Annotated in this window: 16 protein-coding genes; all 16 read right to left on the reverse strand. The window is 35.6% G+C overall.

Features of this window, described 5'->3' with window-relative positions:
- Positions 1 to 2: 2 nt before the first annotated feature.
- The 16 genes from BMY18_RS15490 to xdh all read right to left on the reverse strand — a co-directional run bounded on the left by BMY18_RS15490 (position 3) and on the right by xdh (position 19,235).
- A complete protein-coding gene (locus BMY18_RS15490) occupies positions 3 to 392 on the reverse strand; it encodes a P-II family nitrogen regulator (protein ID WP_092455687.1) in 390 nt (129 codons plus the stop codon).
- Between the two features lie 10 nt (positions 393 to 402).
- Positions 403 to 729: a P-II family nitrogen regulator gene (locus BMY18_RS15495; RefSeq protein WP_092455689.1), complete on the reverse strand. Its 327-nt coding sequence runs from the start codon at positions 727 to 729 to the stop codon at positions 403 to 405.
- A gap of 33 nt (positions 730 to 762) precedes the next feature.
- Entirely contained in the window at positions 763 to 1,584 is an 822-nt protein-coding gene (nifH, locus tag BMY18_RS15500) for a nitrogenase iron protein (RefSeq protein WP_092455691.1), read from the reverse strand.
- Between the two features lie 244 nt (positions 1,585 to 1,828).
- Positions 1,829 to 2,971 (reverse strand): sulfate/molybdate ABC transporter ATP-binding protein, encoded by a 1,143-nt coding sequence (locus BMY18_RS15505; RefSeq protein WP_092455694.1) that lies wholly within the window; start codon positions 2,969 to 2,971, stop codon positions 1,829 to 1,831.
- Between the two features lie 643 nt (positions 2,972 to 3,614).
- Positions 3,615 to 4,310: a molybdate ABC transporter permease subunit gene (modB, locus tag BMY18_RS15510; RefSeq protein ID WP_092455696.1), complete on the reverse strand. Its 696-nt coding sequence runs from the start codon at positions 4,308 to 4,310 to the stop codon at positions 3,615 to 3,617.
- A gap of 24 nt (positions 4,311 to 4,334) precedes the next feature.
- Complete coding sequence (gene modA / locus BMY18_RS15515; protein WP_092455699.1) at positions 4,335 to 5,201, reverse strand: molybdate ABC transporter substrate-binding protein; 867 nt, start codon at positions 5,199 to 5,201, stop codon at positions 4,335 to 4,337.
- A 153-nt stretch (positions 5,202 to 5,354) separates the two neighbouring features.
- Entirely contained in the window at positions 5,355 to 5,945 is a 591-nt protein-coding gene (locus BMY18_RS15520) for a TetR/AcrR family transcriptional regulator (protein WP_092455701.1), read from the reverse strand.
- Positions 5,946 to 6,094: 149 nt separating this feature from the next.
- Positions 6,095 to 7,081 (reverse strand): BMP family protein, encoded by a 987-nt coding sequence (locus tag BMY18_RS15525; protein ID WP_092455703.1) that lies wholly within the window; start codon positions 7,079 to 7,081, stop codon positions 6,095 to 6,097.
- 87 nt (positions 7,082 to 7,168) lie between these two features.
- Positions 7,169 to 8,110 carry an ABC transporter permease gene (locus BMY18_RS15530; RefSeq protein ID WP_092455705.1) on the reverse strand — a complete coding sequence of 314 codons (942 nt, stop codon included), beginning with the start codon at positions 8,108 to 8,110 and terminating at the stop codon, positions 7,169 to 7,171.
- Positions 8,111 to 8,112: 2 nt separating this feature from the next.
- Positions 8,113 to 9,174 carry an ABC transporter permease gene (locus BMY18_RS15535; protein ID WP_092455707.1) on the reverse strand — a complete coding sequence of 354 codons (1,062 nt, stop codon included), beginning with the start codon at positions 9,172 to 9,174 and terminating at the stop codon, positions 8,113 to 8,115.
- A 17-nt stretch (positions 9,175 to 9,191) separates the two neighbouring features.
- Positions 9,192 to 10,709 (reverse strand): ABC transporter ATP-binding protein, encoded by a 1,518-nt coding sequence (locus BMY18_RS15540; RefSeq protein ID WP_242941056.1) that lies wholly within the window; start codon positions 10,707 to 10,709, stop codon positions 9,192 to 9,194.
- Positions 10,710 to 11,112: 403 nt separating this feature from the next.
- Complete coding sequence (locus tag BMY18_RS15545; protein WP_334292370.1) at positions 11,113 to 12,303, reverse strand: YgeY family selenium metabolism-linked hydrolase; 1,191 nt, start codon at positions 12,301 to 12,303, stop codon at positions 11,113 to 11,115.
- An 11-nt stretch (positions 12,304 to 12,314) separates the two neighbouring features.
- Positions 12,315 to 13,520, reverse strand: a complete 1,206-nt coding sequence (dpaL, locus tag BMY18_RS15550) for a diaminopropionate ammonia-lyase (RefSeq protein WP_092455713.1) — start codon at positions 13,518 to 13,520, stop codon at positions 12,315 to 12,317.
- Entirely contained in the window at positions 13,510 to 15,117 is a 1,608-nt protein-coding gene (locus tag BMY18_RS15555) for a hypothetical protein (protein WP_092455714.1), read from the reverse strand. The genes dpaL and BMY18_RS15555 overlap by 11 nt, the downstream gene beginning before the upstream one ends.
- On the reverse strand, positions 15,107 to 16,462 hold the full coding sequence (gene ssnA, locus BMY18_RS15560) for a putative aminohydrolase SsnA (RefSeq protein WP_242941057.1): 1,356 nt from the start codon (positions 16,460 to 16,462) through the stop codon (positions 15,107 to 15,109). Before ssnA ends, BMY18_RS15555 begins: the two co-directional genes overlap by 11 nt.
- 220 nt (positions 16,463 to 16,682) lie before the next feature.
- Complete coding sequence (gene xdh / locus BMY18_RS15565) at positions 16,683 to 19,235, reverse strand: selenium-dependent xanthine dehydrogenase (protein ID WP_092455716.1); 2,553 nt, start codon at positions 19,233 to 19,235, stop codon at positions 16,683 to 16,685.
- Positions 19,236 to 19,243 lie beyond the last annotated feature (8 nt).

Genomic DNA, 19,243 nt, shown 5'->3' on the forward strand with positions numbered 1-19,243 from the left:
ACTTAATATGCCTCTGAATCTTTTTGCGCTTCGCCATCTCTAACACGGATTGATTCACATATTGGTAATATAAATATTTTCCCATCACCTGGATTCCCAGTTGAATTAACTTCAATAATCGTATCAACTGCTTTAGAAACATCACCATCTTGAACAATTAGCGTAAAATATCTTTTCGGAATTAATCTTGCATTTTCAGTAAAGTATTCACCTACTGATGAAACAGGAAGTGCACCCTCATCGAGGATCATTTGAATCAATGCTGGATCAATCGATTTCTTGCCTCTTCCCATTACTTTTCTACATGTAAATGCCGGAAATCCTACTTCTGCTAAGGCTTCTTTGGTTTCAGTAACTTTATTCAATCGAACCATTGCCATTATTTCTTTCATAATGTTCCTCCTATAATCCAGCAGTTTTTGTACTAATTGTATAAGCTTCTTCAACCGGGCTAACGAAAATTCTACCATCACCATAGTTGCCGTTTTCACCAGTTCTAGCATATTTCATGATTATTTTTACAACATCGTCTTTATCTTCATCTTTTACTACCATCAACAACATCTCTTTCGGAATTTCATCATAAAATACGTCTCCAACTTTAACGCCCTTTTGTTTTCCACGTCCAAAAACGTCCATTTTTGTTACTGCTGAGAAACCACCTGATAATAATTCTGATAAAACGATACCCACTTGATTAGGTCTTATAATTGCACGAATCATCAACATATAAAAATACCTCCTTTAATATAATTTTATTTTTTATAAATCCATCATTCCATGTTCCATAAGGATTGCTTCTAATTCTTCAATTTTCATTGGTTTGGGAATAACAAACATATCATTATCATCTACTTTTTTTGCTAATTGTCTGTATTCATCTGCCTGTGGTACTTCTGGGCTATATTCAATTACAGTTTTTTTGTTAATCTCAGCTCTTTGTACTGCATTATCTCTAGGTACAAAATGAATCATTTTTGTTCCAATTTGTGCTGCAACTGCTTCTACAAGTTCTTTTTCTCCATCAACGTTTCTTGAATTACAGATAAGTCCACCAAGTCTACATCCACCTGTGTTAGCATATTTCAAAATACCTTTTGATATATTATTAGCTGCATAAAGCGCCATCATCTCACCTGAACATACGATGTAGATTTCCTTTGCTTTACCTTCACGAATTGGCATTGCAAAACCACCACAAACAACATCACCAAGTACATCGTAGAATACATAATCTAAGTCGTCTTCATAAGCGCCTAATTGTTCAAGTAAATTGATTGAAGTAATAATACCACGACCTGCACATCCAACACCTGGCTCTGGACCACCTGACTCAACGCCCTTGATTCCGCCATACCCTTCTTTCAAAATCAAGTCGAGATCGATATCTTCTCCCTCTTCTCTTAATGTATCAAGTACCGTTCTTTGAGCTAAACCTCCGAGTACCAATCTTGTTGAATCTGCTTTAGGGTCACATCCAACGATTAATATCTTTTTACCCATTTCAGCTAAACCTGCTGTAAGATTCTGTGTCGTAGTTGATTTTCCAATACCACCTTTACCATAAATAGCAACTTGTCTCATAATGTTATCCTCCTTTTTGTTCAAATCTGGTTATTTTTTTTTTGCAATGTTACAAACTTGGCGAATTCTATCTTCACTACCGGTTAGATGAAAAAAGACGTCAAAAGGATTTCTCCTTTCAACGTCTTTGTCGAATTGTTCTCAAGTTCTATGTTTAAATTATATGTTATTTTAAATCTTTTACAATACACTAAAATATACAAAAACTTAGTAAAACCATTCATTTTATACATCAATTTGTTCATTAGATTAGTAAAAGTAACCTTTCTGGTGGTATTATTATGGTTTGAATCTCCTCAAATGGATCAACCACTCCAATATTCGCATTGGACACCTTGATCCAGATTTCACCACTGCAACCAGTTGAATTTTTCACTATATAATTCGTATCAAATGGTTGCTCTGACATCTCTACTACATTTACTGATAGTTTGTTAATACTCTTAGCACTTTTATCTATTTCTACATGATGTGCTCTAATACCAACATAAGCGATATTATCAGGAACCTTCTGAACCGTATTTAATGCTACATTCCAGTCAGTAGCATTAATCTGATAATCATCTATTTTGATTGCTTTCGATATATTTTTACAGCCTGTAAGTTTAGCAGCTTCAATGTATTCTGGGTTCTCAAACATTCTTTTTGTCTCATTATATGTAATTATTTTACCACTATCCATTATGACGAGTTTCTCCGTAAGTTTAAATACTTCATCGCGGCTATGGGAAACCATAAGTACTTCACCATCATATTCTTTCATAATATTAAACATTTCTCTTTGAAGCTCATCCTTTAGGAAACTATCCAATGCAGAAAATGGTTCATCAAGCATAATGATATCTGGTTCATTCGCAAGCATCCTTGCAAGTGCCACCCTTTGTTGCTGACCACCTGACAATTCTGATGGGTATCTTTCCTCTAAACCTTCCAGCTGAAACTTTACAACTAGTGCCCTCACAATTTCTTTTTTCCTGCCATTACTGTTTGTATCATTTTTTGTGTCACTCTTTATGTCATTCTTTGTATCATTCTTTATGTTCTTTTTTGTCTTATTTTTTATGTTATCCTTTATATCCCGAATTCCAATCGCTATATTTTTCTCCACTGTCATGTTCGGAAATAATGCATAGTTCTGAAATAAATATCCCACTTTCCTCTTCTGTGGAGCAAGATTAATCTTCTTCTTAGAGTCGAATAATACTTTCCCATTCAGTACGATTCTGCCTTCATCCGGCTTCACAATTCCAGCAATACATTTTAAAGTCATACTTTTCCCACAACCACTTGCACCAAGAATTCCTATATGACTCCTACTGTCTGCATCAAATTTCACATTCAGCTCAAATTTCCCAATCTTCTTCTTAATATCCACCTCAAGCCCCATACATACTCCTTCCCGAAAACCCACAGTATATATTTTCTTATGTTTTCTTTTGTTTCTTTATATTTTCTTATATTTTTCTCTTCTTCAATTTTTAGCTCGCCTATCTTAGCTAACTTTTCTCAACTCTTGTATTGTTCCTTTATCGTTCTTTTATTGCTCTTTCCCTTGCTTTTTTCTTGCTCTTTTTTCTTGCTCTTTTTTCTTACTTTGTATTTCTCTTTGAGCCATTTGAATTGTTCCAAAAACGTCTATAAATAATTTGCACTTGTTGTTGTTTTTTTTCTTTTCCGCCCTAATGTGCGTAATTCAAATTTCGCACTTTAACCCATTAACTCGCCTGATAAAATCCACCTCGATAAACTTCAAGTAACCTAGAATTATCACTTTGCCTTTGCTGTATATTTGACGTTATGATAAGTTACTTATGCATTCATTTCATGCGTTAAGATATAAAGTTCTACTGTCTGACGAACGAAGTGAGGAGTTTAGAACTTTATATCTTGCTTTTAGCATAAAATGAATACATTAGTAACTTACATAAAAGGATATATACAGCAAAGGCAAAGTGATAATTCTAGGTTACTCAACGCCTTCCGATCCATTTTTTATCAGACCATTGCCTTCATAGCCGCCGAAGTTTCAATTACCACTGCCTTATATTCTTCATTCCCTTGCCAGAAATCATATTGATAGATAATATGATTACAAATGACATCGCCACAATAATTGCAACCCACATTCCTGCTGTATCGTAATTTCCTGCGGATGTCTCTGATGCAATTGCGACTGCTATTGTTCTGGTTTTTCCAAGTATATTACCAGCTAACATTGAAGTTGCTCCGTATTCGCCCAATGCCCTTGCAAATGCTAAAATTGTTCCTGAAGCAATACCTGGTGATGCAATTGGCATTACTATTTTCCAGAATATTTTACTTTCACTAAGCCCCAAGGTTCTTCCTGATTGGATCATCGTTATATCAACCTGCTCAAAAGCTGCCCTCGCATTCCTATACATCAGTGGAAATGCAATGACAGCTGCAGCAATCACGCATCCAGTCCACGTCTGAACTACTTTGATGTCAAATTGCATATAAAGGAACTTACCAAATGGCCTTCTCACACTAAATAATAGAAGCAGGAAAAATCCCGCTACCGTAGGTGGCAAAACTAACGGCAGCGTAAATATTCCATCTAATATCCATTTAAATGTTCTGTTTAACCTCATAACTAACCTTGCTGCTAATATTCCAAGGAAAAATGCTATAACTGTTGCCACAATACCAGTTTTTAATGAAATCCATAATGGACTCCAATTGATGTTACTAAATATATCATTCATAGCATACCTCCTCTCAAGCCAAAACTACTTTGCTTTACTAAATCCATATCCACTGAATATACTTGTCACTTCATCTGTCTGAAGATAAGAAATAAAATCTTTTGATGCTGCTGTTTGTGCTGTACTAGCACTTTTATTTTTAACTAGGCCAACTGGATATATTACTGGAGTCTTTAGACTTGTACTTGGAGCACTTGCAATAATATCTATTTTGCTAGCAACGGATGCTGCATCTGTTGCATATACTACACCGACTTCATTACTACCTTCACTTACAGCGGCTAGAACTGCTGTAACATTTGCACCTTGATTGATTTCCATTGCCATTACTTTATCTAAGATTCCTAGATTTGTAAATATTTCTCTTGCATACGCGCCAACTGGAACATCTTCTCCTGCAAGTGCAATATTTTTAGCTTTTGTAATCGTATCAAAACTTGTTACAAGTGTAGTTCCACCCTTAGGTTTAATTAAAACGACTTGATTCTCAAGCAGTTTTGCGATTGATGTTGATTCAATGTATCCTTCCGTGTTCAAGTCATTCATTTGTTTCATCGCAGCGGAGAAAAAGATATCACATGTAGCACCCTCTTCTATCTGTGTTTTCAAAGTTCCTGAACTGTCTGGATTAAGTACAATTGCTACATTCGGTTGAACTTTGCTATACATCTCTTGAATTGTTGTCATAGAGTTTTTTAAACTCGCTGCAACAAATACATAAATAGTAGCCTTATCTAATTTAGCTACCTGCGATGCTTCAACTGATGTTGTATCTGCTGTTGTGTTGCTTACATCCTTTGCGCTTGAACACCCCACAAGTCCCATTGCTGAGCAGATTACTAATAACGATACTAATAATAATGAACTTATTCTTCTTTTCGCATTTTTCATATCAAATTCCTCCATATTCTTTTAATATGTTCATAATACAGATTATTTCGATATTTGCCATCAACATAATTTTAGATTTTTGTAATATTCTTTATCAGTTATTTGTGGAATCATCCATAAGCATTTACTTATACCAACAAAATTTCATATCTCTTAAGCATTTATCTCATGAATAATTAATTGCTTACAATATTCAAAATATTTATCGACTGAAAACGCTTCCGCATCAACTAAATACTGTATCGTTGCCCCCTCAAGAAGTGATATTATAACACTTGCAAGTAATATCTGTTTTTCCTTCTCAAAATGTAATGCATAAGTTTCAATAAGATCTTGTAGCTCTTTTCTCCAACCATAAAACGACCGTTTAAATTCTTCTTTAAAATCTTTATCAATTCTTGACTGAATCCAAAAGTCAATTTCTGCATAATCATACTTTGGTTCTTCTTTGATGAAAATTAATTTTTGCTGTAAAAATACATCAAGTTGACTTTCCAATGTATCTTTAGCTTTACTCTTTTCTTGCTGTCTGAGTTCAGAACAACGGTTTGCGACTTTTTTCTGTGCTGCTAATAGAAGTTCTTTTTTTGACTTATAGTAATAATGCAAATTTGACTGATATACATCCGCTTTATCTGCAATACAACGCATCCTAGTCTCGCTAATCGTCTTCTCCTCAATAACATCAAGTGTTGCTTGAATAATTTTATCCTCTGTTGAAATCGTATCTAATTTTTCTTTCATCCCAAACCTCGCAATCTAGTAAAAACGGGATTCAAAAGCATGTCCGTCTAAAAAGCCGACTTATCCTTCAAGAATCCCGTCATAAAATAATATATTTATATTACATTGCTTTCAATTAAACCGCAAGTAATAATTTAGGCTTACATGTATTATTTAATAAATGTGCCTGCTTTAATTTGTTCAACAATTGCTAAATACTTGGTCTTAACATCTGCTGATACAGCACTTCCGAATGTACCAACACTTAAAGCACCATTTGCAAGGTTACCATAAACAGTTTTGTTGCCATATGTGCCAGCTTTTACGTCTTTCATACAAAGACCGATCATTGTTGCATTATCTGTTACAACGCTACAAAGTACTGCATCAGATTTTTGTGTTGCAAGCAAATCACTTGGTTGTCCAATATCAAATCTATCTTTATAAGTTGCTAATACTTCACGAGCGCCTGAATCTACTGCACTTGCATCACCAAAGAATACATCAACATTGTTATTTGTAATCATAGAGTTTGCAATTTCTTTACCTTTTGCAGTATCACTAAATGATCCAGCATAAGCGGAGAATGCTACTACTGATGGATTAGCAATTTTTGCAGCAGCTTCATAGCATGCTAATTTTGCTTTTGTTGTATCTAATTCCATTCCACCAATAAATCCAATTTTATTTGTTTTTGTTGTAAGACCAGCTAATGCACCAGCCATGTAACCAATCTGCTTTGCATCTGGTAAAATAGATGCAATATTTGCAGTTTCAACAGTACCGTTTAATAATGCAAAATATACATTAGGGTAATCTGCTGCCACTTGTTTAACAGCATCCGTATACTGATTTCCAGGAGCAAATATTAGATTAAAGCCCAAATCACAGTATGCTCTCATACTAGATGCAAAATTAGCTGAAGTAATACTATCTGTGTATTGTGTTTCAAATCCATTTTCTTTACCAGCAGCAACCATTGCGTTGTAACATGCTGCGCCCCAACCGCCGTCTGAAATTGAAGAATCACAGATCATTGCAACTTTATATGTCTTCTCACTTGTAGTTGCACTTTCATTTTTCACTACACCACAACCTGTTAATCCTGTAACAACCATTACGGTCATTAATAATAATGATATTAATCTCTTTTTCATAATAATTTCCTCCTAATAATTCATTTTATTTATAATCAAGGCTTTGCCTGTAACTATCTTTATTCTATAATTATCTTTCTTCTATAATTATCTTTCTTCCTTAAAATAAGGTCTGCCATTCGCTTTTGGTCCAGCTTTTTTGATACCAAAAAATGCAAGAACAAATAATGTGCAAATGTATGGAATCATTGCTAATAACTGATATGGAGTACCAGAACTCATAACTTGCATACGAAGTTGAAGCGCATCTGTAAATCCAAATAACAAAGCTGCAAGTAAAACGCCACCAGGCATCCAACGTCCAAATATTACCGCTGATAATGCAATAAATCCACGTCCGGAAACGACGCCATCTGAATAGGTACTAATATAACATGTTGTAAGATATGCTCCACCGATTCCTGCAAGCGCACCGCAAATAATTGATGCTAGATACTTCTTAGCGATTACATTTATTCCAAGTGACTCAGCAGCTTTAGGGAATTCTCCTACTGCTTTGAAATTCAAGCCAGCTTTCGTCTTATTAAAAAACACATAAGTGATTGGTACTAGTAAATATGCGAAGTATACAATTGGTGTATGATTAAACAAAATGCTACCAAAAAATGGTATTTTGCTTAGAATTGGTATCGGAACTACACTCATTAAAGTATTCGTGATTAGGGCTGAATTAATCCCAAAGTAAATTTTATAGATGAATGAAGCGATTGCCGGAGCAAATATATTGATTGCCATTCCGTAAACAATTTGTTCCGCACCCAAGGTGATTGTGCAAAAAGCATAAACCATATTGATGAGAACTCCACCTACCGCACCTGCTAATATTCCAAGGTAAGGGTCTCCAGTGATATAACAAGTAAGAAATCCAACAAGTGAACCAAATGCCATAATTCCATCTAATCCAATATTAACTAATCCAGCTCGTTCAGAGTATAATTCTGCGAGCGCTACTATAAGGATGGGGGTAGCCATGCGAACCATTGATAACAACAAATCCTGTGTGAAATTCAAATTAAATATTGCTCCCATAATCACTCCACCTCCTTTTTAGACTTTTGCGAAATGTTAGTGAAAAATTGTTTTACTTTTGGTAAGTTGGTCAATGCACTTCCAGCAACTGCAAAGACAATTACAAGTGCCTGGATGATATCAATCACTGATGTTGGCATTCCTGTCCCAACCTGCATAGTAATTGCGCCTTTACGAAGTACTGCAAATAAATATGCGACAAGTACTGTTCCTATCGGATTAAGTTGTCCAATCAAAGCGATTGCAACACCATCAAATCCATACCCTACGCCAAATCCTGACATAAGTCGAAATTGTGTTCCGTGGAGTTCTACACTACCTCCCAATCCAGCGATTGCGCCAGATATTACAAATGATGCCAACATAAGTTTCTTAAGAGGAAAACCATTATATTCTGCTGCTGTAGGATTTAACCCAACTGCACGAAGTTTAAATCCAAATGATGTGTGAAACAAAAAATAATATAGAACGAATGTTAAAACTAATGCTATTAAAATTCCTGCATGTACTCTTGTGCCACTAAATATTCGACCAAGTTTCACAGCCACTTCTGCTGTCTGAGGAAGATTTCCATCTCTTAATGGTCCTGAATATAAATAACCCATAAAAAGCACTGCAATATAATTTAACATAATGCTTACAATCATTTCATTTAATCCACGTTTTATCTTTAATATACCGGGAATCAATCCCCATAAACCGCCTGCTATTACTCCACTTGTAAGACTTAAAACAAGCAATAATGGAGCAGGAACACTTAGAAATGTTGTTGATACCCATACACTTGCTACGGCTCCCATTACAAACTGTCCTTCAGCACCTAGATTAAACACACCGCATTTATATGCAAATGTTGCTGCAAGTCCTGTAAATATCAAAGGCGTTGCCTTAACAAATGTTTCTCCGATATTTGATGTGGTTCCAAATGCACCTTTTAATAAGTAAGAAAATGCTTCCACCGGATCACCACCAATACTCGCTATCAAAATTGCTCCTACTATAAAGGAACACACTATTGATATAATAGGCACTAATATTTTAATTAACTTATTTTTCATATTCATATCTTAAGTTCTCCAATCTATTCTATTTTTCCGGCCATTGCCAATGAGATTTCTTTTATAGGAGGATTCTTTCCTGCGTAAATTCCTACTAACTGACCTTCAAACATAACTGCAATACGATCTGATAACTTTAATATCTCATCAAAATCAGCACTTATTAACAATACCCCGCAACCTTTATTTCTAGAATCAATCATTTTATCATGAACATATTTTGTAGCTCCTATGTCTAATCCTCTTGTAGGATGGACTGCTACCAATAATTCTGGATTTTCTTCCATTTCTCTAGCTAGTATGATTTTTTGTTGATTGCCGCCTGATAGATTTCTCGTTTCTTGCTCTACAGAAGCACATCTGATATCATATTTTTCTTTCATCTCTTCTGCATTTTTTGTGATTGCTTTCTTTTTTAGAAATAATCCCTTTGCAATTGAGATTTCTGGAGTTTCTAAACTTTTAAGTGCTAGGTTTTCCTTTACGCTCATATTCCCAATTAGTCCCATTTTATTTCTATCTTCTGGTATATGTGAAACATTAGCGTCAATAAATCTTTGTGGACTAAACTTTGTCATTTTCTTTGAATTCAAATAAATAGTACCGCTATCTGGTGCAATAACACCTGTAACCATCTGTGCAAGTTGAGATTGTCCATTTCCATCAACGCCTGCAATGCCAAGAATCTCGCCTTTACCTACCGCGATTGTTATATCAGAAATACCACTATGCTTTGATTTTTTATTAAAGCTTACATGCTCAAGCGAAATGATGTTTTCTAGAGTTTTAGTAACTTTCTCATATTCACTTGTAACTAATTCTTTTCCTATCATTAAGTTTGCAAGTTCTAATGCCTCTGTATCATCTTTTTTCAAAGTTGTAACGGTCTTACCAGTTCTAAGTATTGTGATTTGATCACTTATTTCAAGAACTTCTCTCATTTTATGTGATATGAAAATGACGGATTTTTTCTCCGCTGTCAGTTTTCTTATAATCTTGAATAAACCCTCTACCTCTAACTCTGTCAATGCTGCCGTCGGCTCATCTAGTATTAATACTTCAGCTCCTCTGTACAACGCTTTTAATATTTCGACACGTTGCTGCGCTCCAACTGAAATTTCAGTTATCTCTTTATCAATTTCTATATCTAGTCCATATCTGTCTGCAAGTTCAATAATTCCTTTTTTGATTGCATCTTTTTTAATAAATATTGATTTATCCTTTGATGTTCCAAGTATGATATTTTCAAATACTGTCATCGCTTCTACTAACATAAAATGCTGGTGAACCATTCCGATTCCAAGTTTAACTGCTTTAGACGGTGAATCAATCTTAACCTTTTCACCTTTTATATAAATATTTCCTTTTGAAGGTTGATAGAGCCCAATCAAAATATTCATCAGTGTGCTTTTTCCTGCTCCATTTTCGCCTAGAAGCGTGTGCACTTCACCTTCCATAATTGTTAGGTTAATGTCTTGATTGGCATATACCTCTCCAAATTTCTTTGTTATATCTTCCATTCTCAGAATTTCTTTCATCATCACATCTCCTAACTATTATCTGTTCTATCCTCTTTTTACTTACTGATATAAAGGGGATGCACTTTTAAATAAAACAAAAAAAGATGCAGACAAAACCTTTCAGTTTTCCATCTACATCTTTGTATTGGTATAATATTAAATTTTTAGTTATCTGTCGCTGCTTATGTGCTATCTACCTATGTGATATTGCCCATGTGCTATCTGCCTATGTGTTATCTACTTATGTGTTATCTACTTATGTGTTATCTACTTATGTGTTATCTACCTATGTGTTATCTGCCTATGTGTTATTTGGTCAAATGGTAAATTAACTTGTTATTAATATATCATTATTTGGTCATCTAGTCAATATTTATTAAATTAGTTTTTATGGCACTTTTACTTTATATTATTAAGTTTGAAACTACTTCAATAGTGCCTTCATGATTCCACAATAACACTCTGTCACTTTCGTAAGCTGCTCAACCTCAACATACTCATCAATCGTATGCGCAAGTTTTTCATCAGATGGTCCCATACCAATTGTTTTTATTCCTGCTTCTCCGGCATAGTGGCTACCGTTGGTACAAAAATTATATTGTGTAATCTCCGGCTGAAATCCCATATCTTTTAATTCACCAAGAACGTTTTCGATAAAATCTTCTTCTTTTGAAAATAACCATCCTGGAAAAAATCGTTCCCCTGATATTGAATTTCCTGTATAGCATGTTTCATGTCCTGTTGCATAGGAAACCTTAGCCTTTAATTTATCATCTGATTCCATTAGTTCATTTAATCGCTTTTGAATTGGCTCTAGGACGCTTACCTTTGTTTCCCCAACTAAAAGCCTTCTATCGTATGTTACTCTACAGTATTCAGGAACAACTGAAGCACCAGGATATGGGCTTGATTTAATATCTGTCAGTTCTAAAATACCTTTCCCTAAAATCGGATGCTTCGGTGGTTCAATCTCTCTAATTGCATTGATTACGTGACTCATTGCATAGACTGCATTGATTCCTTTTTCTGGACTAGCTGAATGTGCAGGCACGCCAAATGTTTCAACGACTATCTCAGCTCTACCTCTTTGTCCGATCTTCAAGTTCAAATTGGAAGCTTCTCCGATAATAACATAATCCGGTTTTACAAATTCACTGATACTTCTTGCTGCAACGCCTTCAAAACATTCTTCATGTACAACACCTGCCACATAAAGTTCTCCTGCAAAATCTTTATCGCATTCTTTGGAAAATTTTGCAACTGCGCAAGCCATTGCTGCGACTGCACCTTTCATGTCACTTGTGCCTCTACCATATATTTTTTTGTCCACTATTTGCGCGCCAAATGGTGCATGTGTCCACTTTTCTTCATTTATAACTGGAACCGTATCAATATGACCATCAAAAAGTAATTTCTTACCCGGTCTTTTCCCTTTCATAATTCCAATCACATTGCCGTATGAATCAATCTTTACCTCGTCAAATCCATTTTGTTCAAAATATTCTTTTAATGTTTCACCGACCTGTTTTTCTTCGCCTGAATAGCTCTGGATTCTGACTAATTTTTGGCACAGCTCAATTACTTCTTTGCTCTGTTTTTCATTTAACATGGCTATTTCCTCCGCTATTATTTATTTTCAGGTCGTGGATAGATCCCGTCCCATACAATCTTGTTATAACTTTCTTTATCTGTATCTCCTTCAGTGCTAAAGAATAGAAGTACAGAATCTTCATCGATTTTAAGTTTTTCTTTCCAATCACTTAGACTGCTATTTGTCATAATCTCATAAAACAAACCAAATCCTGCTGCTCCACTTTCTCCTGATATAATTCTTGAATCTGCTTCTAACGGTGAAGAAAGCACCCTCATTCCCTGTGCTGCTACGTAGTCAGGGCAAGAAATATAGTTGTCACAATAGTTTCTTAAAATCTCTATCCCTACAGTAATTGGTTCACCACAGGCAAGGCCTGCCATAATTGTATTCATGTCGCCCGTTACAGGATGAATCTTTCCATCATTTGCTTTCATTGTCTTGAATATACATGCTGCTGCATTTGGTTCAACAATCGTAATGATTGGCTGATTCTCACCATATATAGAGGCGAAAAATCCAGTCACACCTGATGCAAATGAACCAACACCAGCCTGAAGAAAAATATGTGTCGGTTTTATATCTTTCATTTGTTGATGTGCTTCATATGCCATAGTGGTATATCCTTGCATAATATGTGTGGGAATATCTTCATAACCATCCCATGAAGTATCCTGCACAAGCACCCATCCATTTTCATTTGCATCACGATTGGCAAGTCTTACAGCATCATCGTAATTTAAATCCGTAATTTCAGCGGTTGCACCAGCAGCTCTTATATTTTCAAGTCTTTCACTAGCGCTTCCCTTTGGCATATAGATCACAGAAGACTGCTTTAATGCACTTACTGTCCAAGCCACACCTCTTCCATGATTTCCATCTGTTGCTGATATAAATGTAATGTCTCCAAGCTTATTTCTAACCTCATCAGAAACCATTTTATCATAAGGGAGGTCATCGATATCCATATCTAATTTTTCAGCTATATAGCTTCCAATGGCATAACTTCCACCGAGTACCTTAAATGCGTTCAGTCCAAATCGATAAGATTCGTCTTTTACGAATATATTTTTTACACCCAGTTTTGATGCTAGATTTTCCAATTCTCTTAAAGGAGTTGGTTCATAGATTGGAAAGCTTTTATGGAATCTATTTACTTTTTCTGCGACCTCTAGGTTTAGATTGTCTACAGATGGTTTTTTGTTTGAATTCCTAAGATGTTGAATTATTTCAAAACTCATAATATTCCTCCAGGCATTTTATTTTTTCTTTTACTTGTTCTTTTACTTCATCATTTTTTATACGAAATATTGGGTCTTTTCCATCCATTACAAGTCCTTCATTTTCACTAGAATGAAATGCTTCCATACTATCGAATATGGTCAGCTTATCCAAATATGGTTTATGACCTGCGATACAAAAGAAGCTACAGTTTCCGCATTGATTACAAAGTCTGTCATAATGAATTACGTAAGTTTTTTTGTCCTTTACAATCTTTTTATTTGCACGATTCGGACATACATCCACACAGTTGTTACATTTCCCACAAAGAAGAGAATAGTCCTTGGATATTGCGAAGCTTTTTTCAACCTTTTTGCAGTATTCCAGATGCGTAATTGCTTTTTTTGCCAAATCATTTAATGCCTCAACATCCACAGTTCCAGTTTTAACTCTCTCATGCTTATCTGCCTGCACATTCATTTTGGTTATGTTTTTGTATCCACCTGGCTTTAATAAAATCGAAGAAATCGTTACTGGATAGATACCCGTTTTTAGGATTTCTTCTACGTTGCTTGTATCTGCGCCTCCCGAATAAGATATTGGGAGCTTTCCATCAAATTCTGCTTCCAACTTTGCGGCTACCGCTATCGCAATGGGATACAATGGCGTTCCTGATAAATACATATTCTCACCAGCAAGCTCATTTCTATTAATTTTTACCTGAAATGTGTTTGTAAGTTTGACGCCAAACGCTTTTCCTTCTTTTTTTGCGATTTCCAGCAGAACAGTAATCATTTTTACCGCATTAGGGAAATCAAGATCCGTCTCAAATATTTCATCGTCAAAAGTAATATGTGTATAACCCATGCTATCTAAAATTGTTCGAATGGCATCGTTTCCCAATAGGGTTGGATTCATCTTCACATAGGTATTCAGTGCTTTTTTCTCAATGCAATATCTAGCGATTGACTCAATTTCTTCGTTTTTACATCCATGCATCGTCGAAAGTGCGATTGTATGAGATATCGCAGGAGATATTGATTCCACAAAATCCTGTGTTACATTTTCAAACATCTCTAGGTGTGAAAGAATATATTCAATATCTTTTTTCCATTCATTTGTTTCTTTGGCATTCTTCATATTTTCAATGAATTCGTCTATTTTTTTAGATTGGATTCCGGCCAGATTATAACCGATACTCATGATAAAGTTGAATCCATTTATATTTCCTAACTGCAATTCTTGAATCAATATTTTCAACAAAATATATGCTTTAATATATTCATCCGCTGCCTGTTTTACAGTAAGTTCTGTAGACCATTCCGTATTATAAACTTCTTGTGAAGAATAAATACATGGTTTTACAATCCCTAACGCTTCTCCGTCTATAATCTGAACTGTTTTCAATTCAAAATGAGAGGCGCCTGCCCCATATGCAGCCACTATATTTCCTGCCAACTGCGTATGTGGTCCTGCTGCCGGTCCGATTGCACTTATGTAGTCCATATCTGTGTTACGACTTACCGGAACAGATAAGAAACTATTATTTATTCTATATTCATCTAAGAGCCTTTTCAGTAATTGCTCAAAAGATATTGGGTTCATTTTATCGCTCATATAAATCTCTCCATAATTCTGCAGAAGCATCTCTACAATTTTCTAGTAATTCCTCTGTATTATTGATTACAAGCTTACGATTCTTCATTAATACTCTTCCATTTACAATCGTTGTATCAGTTAATGCACCACTCATCCCAAATATGATATGTCCATCGACATTTGCCTCATTCATAGGGGTAAATGGATTGTAATCCACCACAATAATGTCTGCCACAGCTCCAGCTTTTAATATACCTATCTGCTCCCCAAACATTTCTGACACAATTGATGCATTATTTTGAAACAGCATCTGTGCAGCTTCCAAAAATCCTCTGTCTGGATTTCTGCTGTTATGTTTCTGCAAAATATTCGCAACTTTTACTGATTCCAGCATATCATTTGTATAGCCATCTGTACCCAACCCCACCAAGATTTCTTTATCTATCATTTTTAATACATCAGGACAACCAACTGCATTGGCCATATTGGATTCTGGATTATGAATTACAGTTGTGTTCGTCTCTTTCAGGATATCCATATCTTTCTCTGAAATATGAATACAATGACCTGCTATTGTTTTTGGTCCAAGAAGACCTTTTTTGTTTAGACGCTCCACCACTGAACAGCCATATTTCTCTAGACAATCTAGATTATCATATTCACCTTCGGCTACATGAATATGGTACCCTTTTCCATAGTAATTATGTTCTTTGCAATACGCTATTGTTTCATCGCTTAAGGTAAATGAAGCATGCATGCCTATCATGGCCTTTAACATTGGATTTGGATTCTTTTCTGTGAACTCTATAAAATCACAGGTCTCACTAACTGCCTCTTTCATTTTATCTTGCCCATCGCGGTCGGATATCTCATAAGCCAGACATGTTCTAATTCCAATAATTGCAGCCGCATCTGCTATTTTAAAAAGGCTTCCTTTGATTTCTTTATAGCTTGCGTGATGATCTACTACCGTTGTTACTCCATTTCTAATGCATTCCATATAAGTACCTATCGCACTGCAATATGTTTGATTAAGGTCCAAATGCCTATCTATTTTCCACCATGTTCCCTCAAGTATTTCTAAAAAATCAGTAGGATGGTTACCAAAAATATTAAGCCCTCTTGCAAATGCACTATAGATATGATTATGCGCATTAATATATCCTGGCATGATCACCTTGCCTGCTGCATCTATATATTCTATATCTTTATATTTGTTTTTTAAAACTGAGTCCTGTCCAACTTCTTTGATATAGCCGTCTTCAATTAAAACAGCACCATTTTCAATATAAGGGTTATCTTTGTCTCTGGTAACTAGACATCCGTTCCCAATCAATATTCGTTTACTATTCATATTTTCCATGATTCACCCCTATTCATTGAACTTATTTTCATTACAAAAGCAAAAAAATGCACACAGCTATGCTATGTACAACTTCATTGTTGTTTCATCTTTATTTATAATCAGTATAACTTCCATCTTTTTTCGTGTCAAGAGTTTTTTGGTCATTTAGTCAAATATTGAAATTGAATAGATAAAAAATTCATGTAACACGATATAGTTACATGAATTTTTTCATTTTTTATTTTGAATATGGCGTATCTTTTAACGGAAGTGAAGTACGAAAAATTCCATCACGTTTATAATAAGCGGCCTGTGCTGCAGGAGAGGTTGGGATAAGTGGTATTTCTCCAATACCTTTTGCTCCATAAGCCAGTTCTGAATGATTTTTTTCAATCAAAATGGTTTCTATTTCTGGTACATCTGTTGCTCTGAACAATCCTAGTTTTCCATAAGAAACGGTTGGTCGTCCTCCTACTATCTTTGGATTTTCTGTAAGTCCAAATCCGAGTCCCATAACAACTCCACCTTCTATCTGGCCTTCGACATTTGTAGGATTAATTGCACGGCCTACATCATGCGCTGCAACGACTTTCTTCACCTTGCCATCAACACCTAGTATTACAACTTGCGCAGCATATCCATAAGCAAGATGACTTACTGGATTTTCTTTCTTCGAACCCATTGGATCTGTAATTCCGACAAATTCTTCATAGTACTCTTTTCCTTCAAGTTCCTTCAATGAATATGTTTTTAAATCCTCTTTCAATTTGAGACCGACTCTTCTTGTTGTTTCACCTGTTATCACAGTCTGTCTTGAAGCGGTACTCGTTCCTGAATTTGGTGTAATATTCGTATCCGGCTTTGCTACTATAATATTTTTAGGTGTAAGCCCCGTTGCTTCACATAGAATTGAACGCATTGTTTCAGCAATTCCCTGACCCATGCAAGCTGCACTTGTTCGAAGGCTTACAATTTCGTTTTCGATTTTCAAACGAACACGCCCTGTATCTGGAATTCCTACACCTACTCCAGCATTTTTGATTGCACACGCAAGTCCTGCGTGATCAAAATTATCATAATATGCTTTCTTTACTGCATCAAGACATTCTACAATTCCTGTACCTTCATCAGCAATCTGACCATTGGGAATTACTTGTCCTGGTCGGAGTGCATTCAAATAACGTATTTCAAAAGGATCAATCCCTACTTTTTCGGCAAGCTGATTGAGATTACATTCTGTCGCAAACATCGTCTGTGTTACACCAAATCCGCGGAATGCCCCACTTGGTACATTATTTGTATAAATAGATTGACCAATAATATCAATATTTTGATAATTATACGGTCCTGCAGCATGCGTACACGCTCTTTGCAAAACTGGTCCACCAAGAGATGCATATGCTCCAGTATCTGCGATTAGACGTAACCTCATTCCTGTTAGTTTACCATTTTTATCACAACCTGTTGTAAGTTCCATCTCCATTGGATGACGTTTCGGATGTACAAATAAACTTTCATCTCTTGTTAAGGTCACTTTTACTGGCACTTTTGCAAGATATGCAAGTAGTGCAGCATGATGCTGAACACTCATATCTTCTTTGCCACCGAATCCACCACCTACATATGCACTAATAATTCGCAGTTTTTCTTTTGGTATTCCGAGTAGATCACCAATCTCTCTGTATTCATCATAAACACTTTGCCCTCCGGTAAAGACAGTAAGAGAATCTCCTTCCGGTACTGCTAAAGCACTTTCTGGCTCTAAAAATGCATGTTCTTGTGCTGGTGTTGTATACGTATTCGTTACAATAAATGCAGATTCTTTTAGTACTTTGTCTACATCGCCTCTTTTAATCAATTCCGTGCGATATACATTACCTGTTTCATGAATCAGATATGCATCTTCTTTCATAGCCTCTTTCGCAGATAACAATGGTACTCTTTCTTCATAATCTACTTCAATTAGCTTTTTAATCTCTTCAACTGCCTTCTTCGTTTTTGCTGCTACTAATGCAACTGAATCACCAAGATACCTTGTCTCTTCGCCTACCGCAATCAATGCCGGCCAATCCTGCGTCAAATGTCCAATCACTCGCTGTCCAGGAACATCTTGTGCCAAAACAATCTTCACAACATCTGGATGCTTAAGCGCATTACTAATATCAATACTTTTCACGAGTGCTCTTGGATATTTAGAACGAAGTGCAGAGCCATAAGTCATTCCCTCGACCTTTAAGTCATCTGCAAATTTTGCAGTACCTAGTATTTTACCAGTAGCATCTGGTCGAAATGTTCTTTCACCGATTTTTCCTGTAAACTCTTTTACTGGTATTGCTTTATTATCTCTAAAAAACTCTGCTGCCAATAATATTGCTTCCTCAATCTTTTTATACCCTGTACAGCGGCAAATATTTCCTTTGATTGCCTTTTTGACGTCGTCTCTTGTTGGACTTTCATTGACATCGATAAGTGCTTTTGCACTAATAATCATACCCGGGATACAAAAACCACATTGCACTGCACCCGCTTGATTAAAACAGAAATCATATACTTCTTTTTCTCTATCTGTTAATCCCTCAATTGTGAGGACATCTGCACCATCAAGTTTTTTTGTCGTCATAAGACAAGCTCTTGCTTTCTTTCCATCAGCCAGAATCATACACGCACCGCATGCGCCCTCACTACATCCGTTTTTAAGCGAGGTTATATCTAGATGATCTCTCAAATAATCTAAAAAATTCAATTCTAGTTCTGTTTCTATTTTCATTCCATTAATCGTAAATTTATACATTTGCTTTC

Source organism: [Clostridium] fimetarium (genome assembly GCF_900111235.1).
In the GTDB taxonomy this organism is placed as follows: domain Bacteria; phylum Bacillota; class Clostridia; order Lachnospirales; family Lachnospiraceae; genus Clostridium_N; species Clostridium_N fimetarium.